The 16,190-nt window shown below is 65.9% G+C and carries 16 protein-coding genes; 7 read left to right on the top strand and 9 right to left on the bottom strand.

The genetic code is table 11. The features are described from left to right. Nucleotides 1-3: 3 nt before the first annotated feature. Together G0D83_RS27235 and G0D83_RS27230 are read right to left on the bottom strand one after the other, a co-directional pair. Nucleotides 4-1,125 (bottom strand): ABC transporter ATP-binding protein, encoded by a 1,122-nt coding sequence (locus G0D83_RS27235; RefSeq protein WP_164197649.1) that lies wholly within the window; start codon nucleotides 1,123-1,125, stop codon nucleotides 4-6. Between the two features lie 64 nt (nucleotides 1,126-1,189). Next, complete coding sequence (locus G0D83_RS27230) at nucleotides 1,190-2,275, bottom strand: polyamine ABC transporter substrate-binding protein (RefSeq protein WP_108967473.1); 1,086 nt, start codon at nucleotides 2,273-2,275, stop codon at nucleotides 1,190-1,192. A 153-nt stretch (nucleotides 2,276-2,428) separates the two neighbouring features. Here G0D83_RS27230 and G0D83_RS27225 point away from each other — a divergent pair, with 153 nt between their 5' ends. Continuing rightward, nucleotides 2,429-3,082, top strand: coding sequence for a GntR family transcriptional regulator (locus tag G0D83_RS27225; protein WP_164197648.1), 654 nt, complete (start codon nucleotides 2,429-2,431; stop codon nucleotides 3,080-3,082). 105 nt (nucleotides 3,083-3,187) lie between these two features. Continuing rightward, nucleotides 3,188-4,588: an aspartate aminotransferase family protein gene (locus tag G0D83_RS27220; protein WP_164197647.1), complete on the top strand. Its 1,401-nt coding sequence runs from the start codon at nucleotides 3,188-3,190 to the stop codon at nucleotides 4,586-4,588. A gap of 272 nt (nucleotides 4,589-4,860) precedes the next feature. Here G0D83_RS27220 and amt read toward each other — a convergent pair whose 3' ends face one another. Next, nucleotides 4,861-6,198: an ammonium transporter gene (gene amt / locus G0D83_RS27215; protein WP_164197646.1), complete on the bottom strand. Its 1,338-nt coding sequence runs from the start codon at nucleotides 6,196-6,198 to the stop codon at nucleotides 4,861-4,863. 34 nt (nucleotides 6,199-6,232) lie between these two features. Next, a complete protein-coding gene (locus G0D83_RS27210) occupies nucleotides 6,233-6,571 on the bottom strand; it encodes a P-II family nitrogen regulator (protein ID WP_066103691.1) in 339 nt (112 codons plus the stop codon). A 274-nt stretch (nucleotides 6,572-6,845) separates the two neighbouring features. On the opposite strand from G0D83_RS27210, the gene G0D83_RS27205 reads away from it, so the two are divergent. The 3 genes from G0D83_RS27205 (at nucleotide 6,846) to trpS (ending at nucleotide 11,207) form a co-directional block, all read left to right on the top strand. Next, entirely contained in the window at nucleotides 6,846-9,095 is a 2,250-nt protein-coding gene (locus tag G0D83_RS27205; RefSeq protein ID WP_164197645.1) for a transglycosylase domain-containing protein, read from the top strand. 126 nt (nucleotides 9,096-9,221) lie between these two features. Further along, nucleotides 9,222-9,953, top strand: a complete 732-nt coding sequence (gene pyrF, locus G0D83_RS27200; protein WP_108964361.1) for an orotidine-5'-phosphate decarboxylase — start codon at nucleotides 9,222-9,224, stop codon at nucleotides 9,951-9,953. 252 nt (nucleotides 9,954-10,205) lie between these two features. Further along, nucleotides 10,206-11,207, top strand: a complete 1,002-nt coding sequence (gene trpS / locus G0D83_RS27195) for a tryptophan--tRNA ligase (protein WP_370457331.1) — start codon at nucleotides 10,206-10,208, stop codon at nucleotides 11,205-11,207. A 35-nt stretch (nucleotides 11,208-11,242) separates the two neighbouring features. Here trpS and G0D83_RS27190 read toward each other — a convergent pair whose 3' ends face one another. Both G0D83_RS27190 and G0D83_RS27185 read right to left on the bottom strand, forming a co-directional pair. After that, complete coding sequence (locus G0D83_RS27190) at nucleotides 11,243-11,509, bottom strand: hypothetical protein (RefSeq protein WP_108964362.1); 267 nt, start codon at nucleotides 11,507-11,509, stop codon at nucleotides 11,243-11,245. Further along, nucleotides 11,506-12,402: an SPFH domain-containing protein gene (locus tag G0D83_RS27185; protein ID WP_164197644.1), complete on the bottom strand. Its 897-nt coding sequence runs from the start codon at nucleotides 12,400-12,402 to the stop codon at nucleotides 11,506-11,508. The genes G0D83_RS27190 and G0D83_RS27185 overlap by 4 nt, the downstream gene beginning before the upstream one ends. A gap of 249 nt (nucleotides 12,403-12,651) precedes the next feature. Here G0D83_RS27185 and G0D83_RS27180 point away from each other — a divergent pair, with 249 nt between their 5' ends. Further along, the gene (locus G0D83_RS27180; protein ID WP_164197643.1) at nucleotides 12,652-12,960 is read left to right on the top strand and encodes a hypothetical protein; all 309 of its coding nucleotides are present in this window, start codon (nucleotides 12,652-12,654) and stop codon (nucleotides 12,958-12,960) included. Nucleotides 12,961-12,990: 30 nt separating this feature from the next. On the opposite strand, the gene G0D83_RS27175 is transcribed toward G0D83_RS27180, so the two are convergent. Further along, complete coding sequence (locus tag G0D83_RS27175) at nucleotides 12,991-13,392, bottom strand: NUDIX domain-containing protein (protein ID WP_235940312.1); 402 nt, start codon at nucleotides 13,390-13,392, stop codon at nucleotides 12,991-12,993. Nucleotides 13,393-13,467: 75 nt separating this feature from the next. Between G0D83_RS27175 and G0D83_RS27170 the strand changes: the two genes are divergently transcribed. Next, the gene (locus tag G0D83_RS27170) at nucleotides 13,468-14,721 is read left to right on the top strand and encodes a DNA polymerase IV (RefSeq protein WP_164197642.1); all 1,254 of its coding nucleotides are present in this window, start codon (nucleotides 13,468-13,470) and stop codon (nucleotides 14,719-14,721) included. Nucleotides 14,722-14,723: 2 nt separating this feature from the next. Here the strand turns inward: G0D83_RS27170 and G0D83_RS27165 are convergent, their stop codons facing one another. Further along, nucleotides 14,724-15,053, bottom strand: a complete 330-nt coding sequence (locus tag G0D83_RS27165) for a DUF3775 domain-containing protein (RefSeq protein WP_108964367.1) — start codon at nucleotides 15,051-15,053, stop codon at nucleotides 14,724-14,726. A gap of 91 nt (nucleotides 15,054-15,144) precedes the next feature. Then, nucleotides 15,145-16,161: a hypothetical protein gene (locus G0D83_RS27160; RefSeq protein ID WP_164197641.1), complete on the bottom strand. Its 1,017-nt coding sequence runs from the start codon at nucleotides 16,159-16,161 to the stop codon at nucleotides 15,145-15,147. Nucleotides 16,162-16,190 lie beyond the last annotated feature (29 nt).

The following is a 16,190-nucleotide window of genomic DNA, read 5'->3' as shown; positions in this document are numbered from 1 at the left end:
GGCTTACTCCTCGAGCACAACACCGGCGGTGTCGGTGAAGCCGACCCAGACCTCGTCTTCCCAGGTGATCGGGCGGTTGGCGAGGCGGCGGGCATTGACCATCTGCGCCTTGATCATCTTACCGCCGGCGAGTTCGACGTGGTAGGTCGAGATGTTGCCGAGATAGGCGATGTCGATGACCTTGCCGCGGAAGGTGTTGGGGCGGTCGGGCTTCTCGACGTCGATGGTGACCTTCTCGGGGCGGATGGCGAAATGCACGCTCTGGCCGGCCTCGACGCTTTTCGCGGGCGTGGCGAGGATCGGCGGCTGACCCTCGGCCCAGGCGATGCCGGTCTTGGTGCCGGGCTGGGTGGCGCGCCCCTCGATGATGTTCACGTCGCCGATGAAGTCGGCCACGTAGACCGAGTTCGGCGCCTCGTAGATCTCGGCCGGGGTGGCGACCTGCACGAGGTTGCCCTCGTCCATCACCGCGATGCGCGAGGCGACCGTCATCGCCTCTTCCTGGTCATGGGTGACGATGACGAAGGTAGTGCCGGTCTTTTCCTGGATGTCCATCAGCTCGAACTGGGTCTGCTCGCGCAGTTTCCTGTCGAGTGCGCCGAGCGGCTCATCGAGCAGCAGCAGCTTCGGCGCCTTGGCGAGCGAGCGGGCCAGCGCGACGCGCTGGCGCTGGCCACCGGAAATCTGGTGCGGCTTGCGCCTGGCGAACTTGGTGAGGCGGGTGAGGCGCAGCATCTCCTCGACGCGGTCGCCGATGAAGGCCTTGTCCTTGCTCTCGCGGCGCAGGCCGAAGGCGATGTTGTCCCAGACCGACAGATGCGGGAAGAGCGCGTAGCTCTGGAACATCATGTTCACCGGGCGCTGGTTCGGCGGCACGTGGCCGATGTCCTTGCCTGACAGGAAGATGTGTCCGGAGGTGGCCGTCTCGAAGCCCGCGAGCATCCGCATCATCGTGGTCTTGCCGCAGCCCGACGGGCCAAGAAGGGCGAAGAACTCGCGTTCGTAGATGTTCAGCGATAGATCGTGGATCGCGGTGAAGTCGCCGAACTTCTTGGTGACGTTGCGAAACTCGATGATCGGTTTCTGGTCCGGGTCGGTCCAGGGTTCGAAGGCGGTCTGAGCCATACGGAGGGATCCTGTCATGAAAATGGCCCGCCCCTCGGGGAGAGGCGGGCCGGATGTGTCAGGCTCAGGAGCCGGACTTGATCTTGGTCCAGAGGCGGGTGACCACGCGCTGCACCTTCGGCTCATAGGGCGTGGTGGTGAAGAGGTTGTTCAGCGCTTCTTCCGACGGGTAGATCGCCGGGTCGCCGATCACGTCCTCGGCCAGGAACTCCTGCGAGGCCTTGTTGCCGTTGGCGTAGTAGACGTAGTTCGACGCCGCCGCCATGTTCTCGGGATCCATGATGAAGTTCAGGAACTTGTGAGCGCCGTCCGGGTTCGGTGCGTCAACCGGGATGGCCATTTCGTCGAACCACATCTGCGCGCCTTCCTTGGGCGCGTTATAGGCCACCTCGACGCCGTTCTCGGCCTCGGCAGCACGGTCGCGCGCCTGCAGGATGTCACCCGACCAGCCCACGGCCACACAGATCTCGCCGTTGGCCAGCGCGTTGATGTACTCGGAGGAGTGGAACTTGCGGATGTAGGGGCGGATGGCCATGTAGACCGGCTCTGCCTTGGCGATCACGTCAGGATCGTGGCTGTCCGGTTCCTCGCCGATGTACTTCAGCGCGGCCGGGATCATCTCGGAGGGCGCGTCGAGGAAGTAGACGCCGCAGTCTGCCAGCTTTTCCATGTTCTCCGGCTTGAACACCAGATCCCAGCTGTCGATCGGGGCGTCTTCGCCGAGGATTTCCTGCACCTTGGGCACGTTCACGCCAAGGCCGGTGGTGCCCCACATGTAGTTGATCGCGTAGTCGTTGCCGGGGTCGTATTTGGAGGTCCGCTCGGAGATCACGTCCCACATGTTCTCGAGGTTCGGCAGCTTCGACTTATCGAGCTTCTGGAACGAGCCCGCCGCAATCTGCCGCTGCAGGAAGGTGCCGGTGGGGACGACCACGTCATAGCCCGAGCCGCCGGCGAGCATCTTGGTCTCGAGGACCTCGTTGCTGTCGAAAACGTCGTAGATCAGGTCGATGCCGGTCTCCTGCTCGAATTTCTCGAGCAGCGATTCGTCGATGTAGTCGGACCAGTTGTAGACGCGGACTTCTTCGGCCTGGGCCGAGGCGGCCGCAAGCGCAAGGCCCGCGGTGAAAGTGAGAAGAGATGTCTTCATCATGTGCTCCCGTTGGTTGCGGGGTCTTCGACGCCCCGGTTCCCCGAATTTGATCAAATGTTGCATCTCTTGGCAACATCTCGGATGTTTCCACGAGCCGCAACAGCGTGCAAGATAACGTGGCGGCAGAAGTGATCAAATGAAAGGCAACCGATGAATGTTCGGGCAGAAGGCGCGGGCCCCCCGGTCCATGAACAGGTTTACCGGCGTCTGCGCGAGATGGTGCTCTTCGGCGAACTGGAGCCGGGGCAGGCGGTGACCATCCAGGGGCTCGTCGAACAGCTCGGCGCGGGGATGACCCCGGTGCGCGAAGCGCTGCGCCGGATGATCTCGGAAGGGGCGCTGGCCTTTCGCGGCAACCGCCGGATCATGGTGCCGGTGCTTGACGCGGAGGCGGTGGAGCAACTCCTGCTGGCCCGTGTCGCGCTTGAACCGCAGCTCGCCCGCCGCGCCGCCGAGCGCTGTTCCCCCGAGGACATTGCCCGGCTGCGCGACACCGATGCGCGGCTCGACCACGCCATCGCGCGCGGCGACGTGCGCGGCTATCTCGAAGAGAATCACCGCTTCCACGCCGAACTCAACGCCATTGCGGATGCGCCGATCCTGACCGAACTGGTCGAGGGGCTCTGGCTGCGCTTCGGACCTTCGCTGCGGGTGGTCTGCGGCATGTTCGGCACGCGCAACCTACCGGACCGTCACAAGGATCTTCTCACGGCGCTGCAGCATGGCGATGCCGAGGCGGCGGCTGACGCAATGGAAGGTGACGTGGTTCAGGGCATGACCCAGATCCGCGAGGGACTGGCCTGATTCGAGGGGCGGATCGCGCGAGGGCGATTGACGCGGAATAATTTGATCATATTATCGGCGGCAGCTTTCCGAACAGTCGACCCGAACAATCGAAAGGTGTCCGCCATGACGCTCATCTCCGTGAACTCGCCGACCTCCGAGCTGCAGGCTCTGGATGCGGCGCATCACATGCACCCCTTCACCACGGGCTCGGATCTCGCGCGCCGCGGCGCACGGGTCATCACTCGCGCCGAGGGGTGCTGGCTGACCGACAGCGAAGGCGAACGCATCCTCGACGGCATGGCCGGCCTGTGGTGCGTGAACGCCGGCTACGGGCGCACGGAACTGGCGCAGGCCGCCGCCCGCCAGATGGAAGAGCTGCCCTATTATAACACCTTCTTCATGACGACCCACGTGCCGGTGATCCAGCTCTCGGCCAAGATCGCCGAGCTGGCGCCGGGCGATCTGAACACGGTGTTCTACGCATCGTCGGGCTCCGAGGCGAATGACACCAATATCCGCCTCGTGCGCACCTACTGGGCCGAGAAAGGCCAGCCCGAGCGCGACGTGATCATCAGCCGCTGGAACGGCTACCACGGCTCCTCGGTGGGCTCGGGCTCGCTCGGCGGGATGAAGGGCATGCACGCGCAGGGTGGCCTGCCCATTCCCGGCATCCATCACATCGACCAGCCACATTGGTACGCCGAGGGCGGGGACATGTCTCCCGAGGAGTTCGGCCTCGAGCGCGCCCGCCAGCTGGAAGCGGCGATCGAGGAGATCGGCCCGCACCGCGTCGGCGCCTTCATCGCGGAACCCATCCAGGGCGCTGGCGGCGTCATCATCCCGCCCGAGACCTACTGGCCGGAAATCACCCGCATCGTGAAGAAATACGGCATCCTGCTGATCGCCGACGAGGTGATCTGCGGCTTTGGGCGCACCGGCAACTGGTTCGGCTCGCAGACCATGGGCATCGAGCCCGACATCATGACCATCGCCAAGGGCCTCAGCTCCGGCTACCAGCCGATCGGCGGTTCGATCCTCTCGGACGAGGTCGCGAGCGTGATCGCCAAGACCGAGTTCAACCACGGCTATACCTACTCGGGCCACCCGGTGGCCTGCGCCGTGGCGCTGGAGAACCTGCGCATCCTCGAGGAAGAGAAGATCGTCGAGCGGGTGCGCGAGGAGACCGGCCCCTACCTCAAGGCGAAGTTCGAGAGCCTCACCGACCACCCGCTGGTCGGCGAGGCGAAGATCGCCGGCATGATGGGCTCGATCGCGCTGACCCCGGACAAATCGGCGCGCGCGCCCTTCGCCGCCGAGGCGGGCACCGCCGGCTACATCACCCGCGAGCGCTGCTTTGCCAACAACCTGATCATGCGCCACGTCTACGACCGGATGATCATCTCGCCGCCGCTGGTGATCTCGAAGGAAGAGATCGACGTGATGATCTCGCGCGCCTGGAAGGCGCTGGACGAGGCGCATGCCGAGCTCAAGGCGCAGGGCCTGATGAAGGCCGGCACCCGCTGAGCACGGAAGAGGGGGCGCTGCGTCCTTGCCCTCCGGGCTGAGCCCCGGGACACTTGATGCCGTAGGAAAGGCCGGGAGCGCGCATGCTCCCGGCCTTTTCGGTTCTTCCAGGCGGAAATACCCGAGGGGTGGCCGCGCGTCCAACCGGGCCGGGCCGTGCGACGGTCTTGGCTGGCGGAACGCCACGGCAGCGCCGCCAGTCCCCGGGACACGAAAAAACCCGGGCGCAAGCGCCCGGGCCAGTTGGTCAAAAGCTGATAGGAAGGAGGAAATCAGCCCTTGGAGAACTCCGGGTATGCCTCCATGCCCAGTTCGGCCATGTCGAGCCCGTTGATCTCGTCTTCTTCCGATACGCGGATGCCGAAGATCATCTTGAGGAGGAACCACAGGACCAGCGACACCACGAAGGTGAAGATGCCGACCACGACGATGCCGTAGATCTGGGTGCCGAAGGAGGCATCGGGGTTGGTGAAGGCCACCGCGATGGTCCCCCAGATGCCACAGATCAGGTGCACCGGGATGGCGCCGACCACGTCGTCGATCTTGATCTTGTCGAGGAACGGAACCGCGAAGACCACGAGGATACCGCCGATTGCGCCGATGATCGTGGCTGCGCCAAGCGTCGGGGTCAGCGGCTCTGCGGTGATCGACACGAGGCCAGCCAGCGCGCCGTTCAGCACCATGGTGAGGTCGGGCTTCTTGTAGAGAAGCTGGGTCAGGATCATCGCGGCCACGGCACCGCCTGCGGCTGCGGCATTGGTGTTTGCGAAGATGCGGCTGATGTCGGCGACGTCACCCACAGTGCCCATGGCAAGCTGCGATGCGCCGTTGAAGCCGAACCAGCCGAGCCAGAGGATGAACGTGCCGAGGGTTGCGAGCGCCAGGTTCGAGCCCGGGAACGGCGTCACGCGGCCATCCTTGTACTTGCCGATCCGCGGCCCGAGCAGCAGCGCGCCAGCCAGAGCGGCCCAGCCACCCACGGAGTGCACGACGGTCGAGCCTGCGAAGTCGAGGAAACCTGCCGCGTCGAGGAAGCCGCCGCCCCATTTCCAGGACGCCTGGAGCGGGTAGATGATCGCGGTCAGCACAACGATGAAGACCATGAAGGGCCAGAGCTTGATGCGCTCCGCCAGGGTGCCCGAAACGATGGAGGCGGTGGTGGCGCAGAACATCAGCTGGAAGAAGAAGTCAGAGCCGGTCGAGGCGTAGCCGTAGTCGTCGGCGGCGTCGGCGGTCACGCCCACGGCTTCGAGAACCGCGGTGCCCCAGACGCCCGACAGAACGCCGTCAATCGACCAGGTTCCGAGCGGGTACATCAGGTTGTAGCCGATCAGGTAGTAGAAGATCGCGGCGAAGGAGAAGAGCGCGACGTTCTTCATCAGCTGCATGGTGACGTTCTTGGAGCGCACAAGGCCGGCCTCGAGCATCGCAAAGCCCGCAGCCATCCAGAACACCAGGAAACCGCCGATGAGGAACAGCAGCGAGTTGAAGATGAACACCGAGTCGGTCGAGGCATTCACCCCGGCCACAGGACCTTCGTCCTGGGCGAGGCCGAGGCTCGGCAGCGCAATCAGCGCGGCGACCGGAGCCAGCGTCTTGAGAAGTTTCATGTCTTTCTTGTCCCTATCTGTCGTTCCGCAGCTCTCAGAGCGCGTCCGCGTTGGTCTCGCCCGTCCGCACGCGAACGGCCTGCTGCACGTCGAGCACGAAAATCTTGCCGTCACCGATCTTGCCGGTCTGAGCGGTGCTGGTGATCGTCTCGACCACTTGGTCGGCCATGGAGCCGGCGACCACGATCTCGAGTTTGATCTTCGGAACGAAGTTCACCGCGTATTCGGCGCCGCGATAGATTTCCGTGTGACCGGACTGCGAGCCGAAGCCCTTGATTTCCGTGACCATCATGCCGCGCACGCCGATTGCGGTGAGCGCCTCGCGCACCTCCTCGAGCTTGAACGGCTTGATCGTTGCAATGATCAGTTTCACCTTGGTCCCTTTCGGTTCGTGCGGCTCGCAGCTGCGCACCGCATCTCCTCGTTTGTGCATGGGCAGAAAGCCGCTGCCCGCGCGACATGGGAAGGGAAAGCCCCTTGTGCCCCTCCGGATGCCCTCCTATGGAGGTCACAAATCAGGCAGAAAAACGCTAATTGATTAAAATTTAGGCCATCCAAAAAGACAAATATGTGACCGTTTCTCGGTCAACATCAGGCCGCAAAGCCGTTATCCTCCCCCAAAACGCAGATAGGCCGGGCAGGGCAAAATGAGTGATTCAGGGCGCGGCAAAGGCCGTCTGGTGGCCGATCGCCGCTATCCCAATGGTGGCCCAACGGGCAATCGAAAACCGACGAGCAAGGGACAGGGGAAACCCGTCTCCGGAGGCGGAAGCGGCTCAGGAAATGGCAGCGGTCACGGCGGCAAACATGGAAGCACACAGGGACGCCGCCGCACCGCGCCGCGCAAACCTGCGCGCCGACCGGCGAAGAAGCGGAACTTTCTCGTCGCCTTCGTGTTGGGCGTCGTGTCTTTCATGCTGAGCATCGTCTGGCGCATCACGTGGCGGGTGACCGCGGTGGTGGCGCTCCTTCTCGCCCTCGGGGTGGGCTATTTCTATACAAAGCTGCCACCGGTTACCGAACTGCTGGACGGGCGCGCGCGCGGTTCGGTCACGCTGATCGACCGCAATGGCGCCATCTTTGCTTGGCGTGGCGACCAGTTTGGCGGTGCGGTCACCGCGACCAGCGTGTCCAAGCACCTCAAGAACGCGGTGATTGCCACCGAGGACAAGCGCTTCTACCACCATTTCGGCGTCTCGCCGCGCGGTGTGGCCAGCGCCGTCCGTATCAACCTTGCCGAGGGGCGGGGGCCGCTCTCGGGCCATGGCGGCTCGACGATCACCCAGCAGACCGCCAAGCTGCTCTGCATTGGCGTCGAGTATGACCCCAAGGTCTGGAAGTCCGAGGCCGACTACGTGGCCGACTGCCGCGAGTCCTCGCTGGCGCGCAAGGGCAAGGAAGCGCTCTACGCCATGGCGATGGAGCTGAAATACACCAAGGACGAGATCCTCTCGATCTACCTCAACCGCGCCTACATGGGCGGCGGTGCCTACGGTGCAGAGGCCGCGGCAGAGCGCTATTTCGGCAAGCATTCGGCCACGCTCAGCCCGCAGGAGTCGGCGATGCTGGCCGGGCTGTTGACCGCGCCCTCGACCCTGGCGCCGACCAGCGATCTCGAGCGCTCGCAAAACCGCGCCGCGACGGTGCTGCGGCTGATGCGCGACCAGGGCTACCTTAGCGCCGCCGAAGAGCAGCAGGCGCAGGCGCATCCCGCGACCCTCTCGGAGGAGGCACAAAGCAAGACCGGCGGGTATTTCGCCGACTGGGTGATGTCGACCGGGCCGGAATATTTCACCCGCGACACGATGGAAGACGTGGTGATCCGCACCACGCTTGATCCGAAGCTGCAGAAGGCGGCCGAGGACGCGATGAACGAGGTCTACGCCAACAAGGTCAAGGAAGGCTCGAAGGCGCAGGCGGCGATCGTCGTCATGTCTGCGGATGGTGCTGTCCGCGCCATGGTCGGCGGGCGCAAGACCGGCGTGTCGGGGGTGTTCAACCGGGCGACACAGGCCAAGCGCCAAACCGGATCGGCGTTCAAGCCTTTCATCTACGCCACGGCGCTCGAGCTGGGCCATTCGCCCTATGATACCGTTGTGGACGAGCCCTTCTGCATGAACGTGCCGGGATCGGGACAATGGTGCCCGCAGAACTACTCGAGGAACTACAAGGGTAAGGTCACGCTGACCGATGCCCTGGCGCATTCGCTGAACATCCCGGCGGTGAAGATCTCGGAATCCGTCGGGCGCGACCTCGTTGCCAAGGTGGCCACGGGCTTCGGCATCAAATCCGAGGTGAACAGCTCGCCGGCCATGGCGCTTGGCACCTCCGAGGCGTCGCTGCTCGAGATGACCGGTGCCTATGCGGGCATCCTCAACGGCGGTTCGGCGGTGACCCCCTACGGGCTGGTCGACCTACGGCTGAAGGGCGACGACGAAGTGCTCATGGGCACCGGCGGCGGCATCCGCGAGCGGGTGATCCAGCCCGAGGCGGCCGGCCAGTTGATCTGGATGATGGAGGATGTGGTCAATGGTGGCACCGGCGGGCGGGCAAAACTGCCTGACCGCGAGGTTGCGGGAAAGACCGGCACCTCGAATGACGCGCGCGACGCTTGGTTCATCGGCTTCACCGCCGATTACGTGGTCGGTGTTTGGATGGGGAATGACGACAACTCGCCGCTCACCGGGGTGACCGGCGGCGGTCTGCCGGCGGAAATCTGGCGCGAGACCATGCTGCGCGTCACCGAGGGCACCGAGGCCAAGCCACTGCCCGCCATCGCGCCGGAGCCGCCGCGACAGGTGGCGCAGCCCCAGCCCCAGCCGCAACGCCAGCCCGAGCGGCAGCGCCGCGACAACATCATCCAACAGGTCATCCGCGACTTGCTCGGGGGCGGATGACGCGCGGGGGGCGACACCTTCCTGCGAACGAAGGCGCAAAAGCCCTCGACCGCTTTTGCACCTAGGCTTGACCTGAGCGCCCGGCGCGGACATGAGAGGCGAAATCCCGCAAAAGGAGACGCCCCCATGTCCGCAGCCGTGTCCGACGACCGCCTGATCGTTGCCCTTGACGTGCCCAATGCCCTCGAGGGGCTGAGAATTGCCGAGGAGATCGGTGACGCCGTCTCCTTCTACAAGATCGGTCTTGGCATGCTGACGGGCGGCGGGCTGGCGCTGGCCAATGAGCTCAAGCAGGAGCACGGCAAGCGCATCTTCCTCGACATGAAGTTCTTCGACATCGGCCAGACGGTCGAGAACGCGGTGCGCGGCATCGCGCAGTTCGATCTCGACTTTCTCACGGTGCATGGCGACCCGCATGTGGTGCGCGCCGCAAAGGAGGGTGCCGCGGGCAAGGATCTGAAAATCCTTGCGGTCACCATCCTCACCTCGCTCGACCGTGGCGATCTCGATGCCAGCCTGATCCTGCCCGGCGATATCGATGATCTGGTGGTGGAGCGCGCGGCCCGTGCTTTCGAGGCCGGGGCCGACGGCATCATCGCATCGCCCAACGAGGCCGCCCGTATCCGCGCGCTGCCCGAGGCCGAGGGAAAGCTCATCGTCACTCCCGGCGTCCGCCCGGCGGGCAGCGCCGATGACGACCAGAAGCGGATCGCGACTCCGGCCAGCGCCATTGCCGCGGGCGCCGATCACATCGTCGTCGGTCGGCCGGTCTGGCGCGCGCCCTCGCCGCGCGCTGCGGCGCTGGCGATCAATGCAGAGCTGGCCTCGCCGCAGGCGCAGCGCCCGAACAGGGGGTGATCCGGGCTTGATCCGGGGCCCGCGGGGGGCTAACCAGACGACATGATACGTCCGATGCCCCTTGCGACTCTCTGGTGGCCCGCCTGACATAGGCGGCCCGACGTATCATGTTTTCCAATGAGGCCGCCGCATCGGGCGGCCTTATTTGATGAAAATACCCATCAACTTCCCCATGCGGCGACCTCCTGTCCAGACAAGGAGATCCCCATGGACCAGACCACCCTGACCCGCCCCGAGACCGACATGACTGCTGTGGCCAAGCCGGTCATCCTCACCGGCGACCGCACCACCGGCCCGCTGCACATCGGCCATTACGCCGGTTCGCTGAAGAACCGGCTGGCGCTGCAGGACACGCACCGACAGTTCCTGTTGCTCGCCGACACGCAGGCGTTGACCGACAACGCCCATGACATCGGCAAGGTGCGGCGCAACGTGCTCGAAGTCGCCTGCGATTATCTAGCCGTCGGCATAGACCCCGCCAAGACAACGATTTGCCTGCAGTCGCACCTGCCGGCGCTGGCCGAACTGTCGATGCTCTACCTCAATTTCGTCACCGTCGCCCGGCTCGAGCGCAACCCGACGATCAAGGACGAGATCCGCGCCCGCGGCTTCGGCCGCGACATTCCCGCCGGGTTCCTCTGCTATCCCGCCGCGCAGGCCGCGGACATCACCGCCTTCAAGGCCACCGTGGTGCCGGTGGGCGAGGACCAGGCGCCGCTGATCGAGCAATGCAACGAGATCGCCCGCCGGGTGAACGCGGCGGCGGGGCGTGAGGTGGTGCCGGAGGCAGAGGCGCTGATCCCCGAGGCAGGCCGCCTGCCGGGTATCGACGGGCGCGCCAAGATGAGCAAGTCGGGCGGCAATGCGATCACCCTGTCCGCTTCGGAGGACGAGATCAGCCGGGCGGTGCGCGCCATGTTCACCGATCCGGGCCACCTGCGGGTGGAGGACCCCGGCAAAGTCGAGGGCAATGTGGTGTTCACGTATCTCGACGCCTTCGACTCGGAGAAAGCCGAGGTGGCGGCGCTGAAGGACCAATACCGCCGGGGTGGGCTTGGCGATGCGGTGCTGAAGCGGCGGCTCGAGGACCTTCTGCAGGCGCTGCTGGCACCGATTCGGGCGCGGCGGGCCGAGGCGGCCGCCGATCCTGCGCAGATGCACCGGATCATTGCAGAGGGCACACAGGCCGCGCGCGAGGTCACCGAGGCGACCAAGCGCGAGGTGATGGACGCGCTGGGGCTGTTCCGGCTCTGAGCAAGGTGGGGGGTGAGGGGCGGGGGAGGCCCCCCTCAGTCCTCGTTGATGTCGCGGGTCCAGACCTTGGTCTGGCCCTTGCGCACCCCCATGACGCGCCGCAGCAGCGCCCAGGCGAGGGCGGCGACCACGGCGCAGATCAAGAGCAGCATTGGCCAGCCGGTGGAAAGGCCGAAAAGTAGCAGCACACCCACCACCCCCGCGCCGATGGCGAAGCCGAGAAAGACATAGGCCGGGCTGAGCACCTCGAGGACCAGCAGGACCAGGGCGGCCGCCATCCAGACCCACCAGAGCTGAATCATGGCTTGCGTCCCGTGAGCAGGGTGAAGGCGTCGGCGAAGGCGTCGAGCGCATTTGCGGGCAGCACGATGGTCTGTTTGCCGTCCCCAGCACCAAGCGCCACCAATGCCTCGACCTGCTTTAGGGCCACCTGGTACTGCGCCGCCTCGAGCCCGTTCTTGGCGATGGCCTCGGCCACCACCTGCGTCGCATAGGCCTCGGCCTCGGCTGAGACGCGGCGCGCTTTGGCCGCCTGCTCGGTGGCGTAGAGGTCGGCGTCGGCGGCCAGCTCGACGGCGCGCTTGCGGCCCTCGGCCTCGGTCACCTGCGCGCGGCGGGCACGCTCGGCGTTGAGCTGCTGCAGCATGGCATCGCGGGTCTGCTGGTCGAGGTTCACGTCGAGGATCTCGGCCCGCGTCACCTCGATCCCCCAGTTGTCTACCGCGTCCTCGACATTGCCCTTGATGGTGGAGATCAGCGCCGCTCGGTTCGACTGCACTTCGTCGAGCTCCATTTTGCCGATCTCGGCGCGGACGATACCGGCGACAGTGGTGGCGATGGCGGCGTCAACGTCGCGGATCCGGTAGACGGTCTTCTCCGGCTCGAGGATGCGGTAGAAGACCGAGGTCTCGACCTGCACCAGCACGTTATCGGCGGTGATCGCATCCTGGCTGGCATTGGGCAGTTGCCGCTCGAGGATCGAGACCTTGTGCGCCACCCGGTCGAGGAAGGGCACGATGAAGTTTATCCCCGGCCCGAGCACCGCGCGCAGTCGGCCGAAACGCTCGACCACGTGTTTCTCGGATTGCGGTACGATGCGCACGCCGAGCAGCACGCAGAGAACCAGGAAGCCCGCGAGCAATAACACCACGAGATTTCCACCTATGAGATCCAGCAACAACTCGTCCAGGCTCACTGCACGTCCCCTTTTCCTTCCTGCATGCTAGGCCGCCGCATGACCGGCGCCGCTGCGCCTCGTCCCCGCGAAAATTCCGCACAGAACAGAGCGCCTTGCGCCGACTATGCCCCGGCCTCTGCCGCTGGGAAAGGGGCTTGGAAAGCGCACGCGCAGACAGCGCTCACGGGGTTTGCACGGGACCGTGCCGGGCCGGGCGGGGAACTGCGCGGCGGATGTTTGCGTTTCTTGCCCAACAGGAGACATGCCATGACCGAGATGCAGACACAGATCGGCGAGATGCGCTACAACGCCGCCGAGGAACAATTCGAAGCCCTTGTGACCTTTCATTCAAGCGCCGGGCGCACCCGTGTGGCCAGCAGCTTCAAGGCACCGGTGACCACCCAGCCCGACGTTGCCGAGCAGGTGCTCGTCTCGCGCGCCCGTGCGCTGCTCGATCGCAATGACGCTCTGATGGCGCGTACGCCGCCCCTGCCGTCGGAGAGGGTGCGGCGCCCGCGCGACGTGGCGCTGCAGCGGGCGAGGCCGGGCTGGCTGTCGCTGTTCCGCGCAGCCTGACATCTTGGCACCGCGCGCGGGCTGATGCCGTCACTCGGCGGCGTGGCTCTCCATGTAGCGGCGCAGTACAGCGCGGAAATGCGGGATGGCATCCTCGCGGGAGATGAACTCCTCGGGGGGCATCATCATCCAGCCTTCGCCCTCGCCGCCCCAAACCACGTCGCGGGCGAGTTCGGCGGGCAAATGTGCCGCGTAGTACCACAGGCCGTCGTGCAGCTGCTCCCAGCTCACCGCGCCGGGGGGAAGGTCGAGCCCGACCTCCTCGACCGTCTCACGCAGAGCGCATTCGAGACCGGTCTCGCCGGGCTCGCGTGTGCCGCCGGGAAAGTCGAGATAGCCGGGCCAAGGGATGCCTTCGGTATGGTCGCGCCGCAGGATCAGCAGATCGCTGCCGAGAAAGAGGATGAGCTTGGCGCCTCTGAATTCCATCATGTCTCCGGGCAATGGCACTGCTACTGGGGAAGGCTTATAGTGCCGAGGTAACACCTGTTGCCGGAATTGCCACCCATGCCCGCGCTTTGCCGCGATTGCCTCGCCGAATTCGAACACGGAACGCGCTGCCCGAACTGCGGACGCCCGCGGATCGTGCGCCATGACGAGCTTTGGGACCTTTCGATCGCGCATATGGATTGCGACGCCTTCTACGCCACGGTGGAGAAACGCGAAAATCCCGAACTGGCCGACAAGCCTGTGATCGTCGGAGGCGGCAAGCGCGGGGTGGTCTCGACCGCCTGTTATGTCGCGCGCATTCGCGGCGTGCGCTCAGCGATGCCGATGTTCCAGGCGCTGAAGCTCTGCCCCGACGCGGTGGTCATCAAGCCGCGGATGGAGCTTTACGTCGAGGTCTCGCGGCAGATACGCGCGCTGATGGAGGAGCTGACCCCCTCCATCGAGCCGCTGTCGCTGGACGAGGCCTTTCTCGATCTCACCGGCACCGCTCGGCTGCATGGTCACCCGCCGGCGGTAATGATGGCGCGGCTTGTAAAGCGCATGCGCGAAGAGCTGGGCGTGACAGGATCTGTCGGACTTTCTCACAACAAGTTCCTCGCCAAGATCGCCTCGGATCTCGACAAGCCGCACGGGTTTTCGGTGATCGGCAAGGTGGAGACGGCGGAGTTTTTGCGCCCGAAGTCGGTACGCATGATCTGGGGGGTCGGCATGGCTTCGCAGGAGGCGCTGGAGCGCGCAGGAATCCGCATCTTCGAGGACCTGCTGCGCTGGGAGCAGCGCGATCTGATCGCGCGCTTCGGCTCGATGGGGCAGCGGCTCTACCACCTCGCCCGGGGTGAGGACACGCGGAGGGTGATGCGCAACGCGCCGATCAAGTCGATTTCGAACGAGACCACCTTCAACGAGGACACCGGCGATCACGACCTGCTCGACGGGCATCTGTGGCGGATGTGCGAGAAGGTCGCGGACAGGGCCAAGGCCAAGGCGCTGGCGGGGCGGGTGGTGACGCTGAAGGTCAAGCGGTCGGACTTCAAGCTGATCACCCGGCGGCAGTCACTCGGCGATGCCACGCAGATGGCGGACCGTATCTACCGCGTGGCCCGGGGTATGCTCGACGGGCTGGAGCGGCAGGGCCCATGGCGGCTTTTGGGGGCGGGGATATCCGAGCTTGTGAGCTCCGAGCAGGCGGACCGTGGGGGCGATCTGCTGGACCCGGACGCCGGCAAGCGCGCGGCGGCGGAGCGGGCGACGGATGCGATCCGCGCCCGCTTCGGCGATACGGCGATCGTCAAAGGCCGGGCGCTGCGCTGAGCTCAGCTGCCGCGGCTCAGCAGCTCGTCCTCTTCGTCCTCGGGATCATAGCCGAGCGCCTCCAGCCCGGCCTCGAGGTTGTCGGCCAGATGCGGCGTGCCGATCAGGTAGTCGGCGGTCGGGGTGGAGGCTTCCGAGAGGGCGGTGCGGTAAGCCTCACCCCATTCGTCGGCGTCGAAGGCCTCGCGGCCGATCCACATCACCGCGACCAGCGCGGCCTGTTCCTCTTCGCTCATGCGGTCGATGAAGCCGCGCAACTCGCCCTCGGCCCGATCAATCTCGCGGGCCATCAGGATCACGGCGGCAACCGTGCGGACGCTGATTTCTTCCATGGCGTGTCTCCTTTCGTCCCACACACCATGGCGAGAAGCGTACACCCCGACCTTGATCTGCGACAAGAAGCGCGTGGACGGGAACGGAAGGTCAGTAGGGAAGCAGCAGCGCGCGGCCAAGCACGTCGAGCGCGCTCTCGGCGAGCTGTTCGTGCACGGCGCTGCGTTCCTCGGCGGTGCTGCCGCAGAGCGCCGGATCGCCGCCTTCCTCTTCCAGCAGCTTGGCACCGCCGGGGGTGCAGAGGGCGAAGAGATCGTAAAGATCGGCGCCCTCCAGCGGCAGCACCTCGATGCCGGCCTGGGCGGCGAGACGTGCCTCGCCCGGGGCGGGTTGGTCGAGGCCGAAGATCGTCATCTGGGCGCCGCGCTCGGCCAGGCTGGCGGCGCGAAACTCGGCAAGATACTCGGGCGCGATGGCCAGGACCGCGCGCACCCGTGGATCCTGTCGGGACAGGGTCAGGGCCTGCGGGTCGACACTCGCGGGATCGATGCCGCCGGAGGCAAACCACTCGCAGTCCGTCGAGGGATGCGCCGTCCAGCAATTGCGCGCATAGGCGCCCTCATCGATCATGCCGCCGGCCAGCATCATCGCCGCGGTGCCGCCGAGCGCCACGCCGGCGACCGCCACACGGGTCTCGTCGATGCGCATCTGCCAGTCGGGATCGTTGAGCAGCAGGTCGAGCGCCTGCCCCAGCTCCGCCGGGCGGCGCCAGATCTCGCCGAGCGCGGTGGCCGGATCGCGCGGGCGCTGGCCGCTCACCTCGGCGACAATATAGCCACCCTCGGCCAGCCGCGCGGCCAGCCAGGCGCCGCTCTGCTCGGACGAGCGCCGCCCGCCGTGCGAGAGAAGAACCAGAGGCAGCTTTCCAGGAAGCGGCGAGGCCTCGCGCTGCGCGGGGGTGCCTTCGAAGACGGCGTTGCGGCCGACCAGTTCCGAGGCGCCGCCGCCGGTCTGCGCGGGATACCAGATGGTCATCGACACGCCGCGGCCAAAGTTCGCCTCTGGGCGGATCATGCTGCTGACCCCGACACCGGTCTTGTCGCCCGCGGCATGGCCGGGAACTGCAAGAAGGGCCGCAAGCGCGAGGCCGGTCAGGCGGGCAAGCATCCGATTTTCCTTGGCGAGTCGGTCGAAAA

This window comes from Salipiger sp. PrR003, assembly GCF_010500785.1.
Taxonomy (GTDB): domain Bacteria; phylum Pseudomonadota; class Alphaproteobacteria; order Rhodobacterales; family Rhodobacteraceae; genus Salipiger; species Salipiger pacificus_A.
This window is presented reverse-complemented; position numbering and strand designations above follow the sequence as displayed.

Excerpts from the sequence above, each read along its gene's own strand:
- G0D83_RS27190 (WP_108964362.1), bottom strand. The coding sequence starts at position 11,509 with ATGATTCAGCTCTGGTGGGTCTGGATGGCGGCCGCCCTGGTCCTGCTG.
- pyrF (WP_108964361.1), top strand. The coding sequence starts at position 9,222 with ATGTCCGCAGCCGTGTCCGACGACCGCCTGATCGTTGCCCTTGACGTG.
- G0D83_RS27225 (WP_164197648.1), top strand. The coding sequence starts at position 2,429 with ATGAATGTTCGGGCAGAAGGCGCGGGCCCCCCGGTCCATGAACAGGTT.
- G0D83_RS27165 (WP_108964367.1), bottom strand. The coding sequence starts at position 15,053 with ATGGAAGAAATCAGCGTCCGCACGGTTGCCGCCGTGATCCTGATGGCC.
- G0D83_RS27230 (WP_108967473.1), bottom strand. The coding sequence starts at position 2,275 with ATGAAGACATCTCTTCTCACTTTCACCGCGGGCCTTGCGCTTGCGGCC.
- G0D83_RS27220 (WP_164197647.1), top strand. The coding sequence starts at position 3,188 with ATGACGCTCATCTCCGTGAACTCGCCGACCTCCGAGCTGCAGGCTCTG.
- G0D83_RS27160 (WP_164197641.1), bottom strand. The coding sequence starts at position 16,161 with ATGCTTGCCCGCCTGACCGGCCTCGCGCTTGCGGCCCTTCTTGCAGTT.
- G0D83_RS27235 (WP_164197649.1), bottom strand. The coding sequence starts at position 1,125 with ATGGCTCAGACCGCCTTCGAACCCTGGACCGACCCGGACCAGAAACCG.
- G0D83_RS27180 (WP_164197643.1), top strand. The coding sequence starts at position 12,652 with ATGACCGAGATGCAGACACAGATCGGCGAGATGCGCTACAACGCCGCC.
- G0D83_RS27170 (WP_164197642.1), top strand. The coding sequence starts at position 13,468 with ATGCCCGCGCTTTGCCGCGATTGCCTCGCCGAATTCGAACACGGAACG.
- G0D83_RS27175 (WP_235940312.1), bottom strand. The coding sequence starts at position 13,392 with ATGATGGAATTCAGAGGCGCCAAGCTCATCCTCTTTCTCGGCAGCGAT.
- amt (WP_164197646.1), bottom strand. The coding sequence starts at position 6,198 with ATGAAACTTCTCAAGACGCTGGCTCCGGTCGCCGCGCTGATTGCGCTG.
- G0D83_RS27205 (WP_164197645.1), top strand. The coding sequence starts at position 6,846 with ATGAGTGATTCAGGGCGCGGCAAAGGCCGTCTGGTGGCCGATCGCCGC.